The sequence below is a fragment of the Cysteiniphilum sp. genome (assembly GCF_057495195.1).
Genome location: NZ_JBXTEF010000021.1, coordinates 1 through 2275, shown reverse-complemented (window position 1 = coordinate 2275; position 2275 = coordinate 1). Strand labels below are relative to the sequence as shown.

1 protein-coding gene and 1 pseudogene are annotated in these 2275 nt (G+C 35.0%); both read left to right on the top strand.

Going from position 1 to position 2275, the window contains the following annotated elements; all coding sequences use genetic code 11:
- Positions 1 to 177 precede the first annotated feature (177 nt).
- Positions 178 to 918: a hypothetical protein gene (locus tag ACY10D_RS02110; protein ID WP_486999154.1), complete on the top strand. Its 741-nt coding sequence runs from the start codon at positions 178 to 180 to the stop codon at positions 916 to 918.
- Positions 911 to 2275: pseudogene (locus tag ACY10D_RS02105) on the top strand (hypothetical protein); the annotation flags it as partial. The gene ACY10D_RS02110 and the pseudogene ACY10D_RS02105, both read left to right, overlap by 8 nt.

Here is a 2275-nt window from a genome sequence, read left to right as displayed (position 1 = left end):
AAAATCAAGAATGAAATTTGATCTTTGAAAATAATGGTCTAGGCTTAATCTGAGGCAACTCTATTTTATCCCCCGCGCTTGATTTTGATCATATGGATTGATTGTACTAAAAGCCGATTTTTGAAGGCTTGGAAAAATAAACTATTAATGATGCTGTTTTAGAGCTCATTGGTAAATATGTTTAATCAAAGAAAGATGAGTAGGCAATGGGTTATGTCGGCAGATAAAAGTAATAAAAAGCGTAAGCGTTTTAAAATAATAATTATCTTTTACGGGTTTTTGCTATTGTTTTGTGCTGTGACATATATATCAGATAAATTGGCGACAGGAGTGTTTGCCAGTTCACCAATTGATTTATCTAAAACTTCTGAAGTGACGTTAGATTATTTTATTTGGTTTCCTGGGAAATATGAGTTAGTTCTGGAACTGCAAAAAAGGAATGGTCAAGATTTTGATTATATTAAGACGCATTTGTTCAATGCCAGTAATTGCAGGAGGCTTGATTCATTATGTATTAAATATCAATTTTTTTGGGAACTTTATCAAGATGGTGAAGTTCAACAGTTTGGTCTTAGTACGGAACAAACCTTAGCTTATGGCGGGTGGTATGCTCGTGATTCAATGGCTAAAGGCATTATAGATATTCATTTAAGCTTTGGTTGGCAGAAGCTTCAAATTAGATATAAAGGAGGGCTTAAAACATTTGTGAGATTCAAGCCAACAATTAAATTGCTAAGCGGTGGTTTAAAATCAGCTCAATCAAACTTAGCTGGTTTACTAATATGGGGTAATGTATTTGCAATGATATTTATCTGGCCGTTTTTATTATTAAGCTTAATTGTTAATAACATTGTTTGGTTATATAAAAAGTCTAAAAATAAAAAAATAGAGAAAGTTAAGGAGAGTGACGATGAGTAACAAAGTATATACTGTAACCATTATTTCAGATGGTTTATTAGGTGGTGAACCAAAGGGTTATCACACGTGGCTAAAAATATCAGATGGGACAAAGGATGGAACTATAGTTTATAGTTATGGTAAAAGGGAAGGAGCTATAGATGGGAATATTATAACCGGAATATCTGGCGCAATACGTCCAAAAGGAGAAACACTAGAACGAGAATTAGCATCGAGTCGTTATGAGGGGTATATTACAGAAGCACAATATCAAGCAATGAAGCAAAAAGGGGATGCAATTGCAGATAATCCGCCCTTGTATCGGATTTATCCATATGGCTATTCAGATAACTGTGTGGAAGTTACATCAGAGATACTAGCAGCTGCAGGCATTAATATCTTAAAAGATTTTACAACGCCAACAGCAGTTATTGGGCAAATTAATATTTTAAACGGTGTCTCGGATCATAATGATGTTTTTATCAATGCAAATAGCTATCAAGACTATATACAGCAACGTTTATTAAGTGACTTGCTATCGAGTGAACCAAGGTATGCTGGAGATATTGCAAAACAGTTGTCAATTTTGGCAACAGAAGAATATTTTAATGGTGTTGATCGTTTAACAATGGGAGGGTCAGAGGGTCTTCATTCAATCAGTTATGCAGATATTCTATCAATACTTTCTGAGGTAATTCGTGGTGATATAAGCATGATTGCTAAAGCAGATGAGCTCTTGTCTAATCTACTGGAACAGATTTCAGGAAATACAAATATTACAGCGCAAGAGTTTAATTATTTATACAAACAGATGTTAAATGCAGAAGGAATAACCTTTAGTGGGCTGCTAGCAGCTCGAAATAGGTTGTCAGATTTTAAAAATATATTTGGTCAATTTGATGATATAGAAGAACTTTTATCAAAGAACCCTGAAGAGCTTAAGCACTGGCTTGATAGGGTAAGAGATAGTGGACTTTTGGATGCTTTTATTAATAGCAATTTCAACGCCGCAGCCAATGCAGTACCGTTGCGAGTTGATCCATTAGTTTTTGATTTAGATGGTGATGGTATTGAAACAATTGCTGCTGATGGTAGTGTGCTATTTGATCACAATGGTGATGGAGTGAAATATGCCTCAGGTTGGGCTGGTGCTGATGATGCTTTGCTGGTACGTGATTTAGATCAAAATGGACAGATTGATAATGGATTAGAGTTATTTGGGGACAATACCATTAAAGCAAATGGAGAGAAAGCCACAGATGGTTTTGATGCGCTATCAGACTTGGATAATAATAACGATGGTATTTTTGATCATAATGATACAGCATTTGATGAGCTTAGATTGTGGCAAGATAGCAATCAAGATGGTGTTGTGCAA

Excerpts from the sequence above, each read along its gene's own strand:
- ACY10D_RS02110 (WP_486999154.1), top strand. The coding sequence starts at position 178 with ATGTTTAATCAAAGAAAGATGAGTAGGCAATGGGTTATGTCGGCAGAT.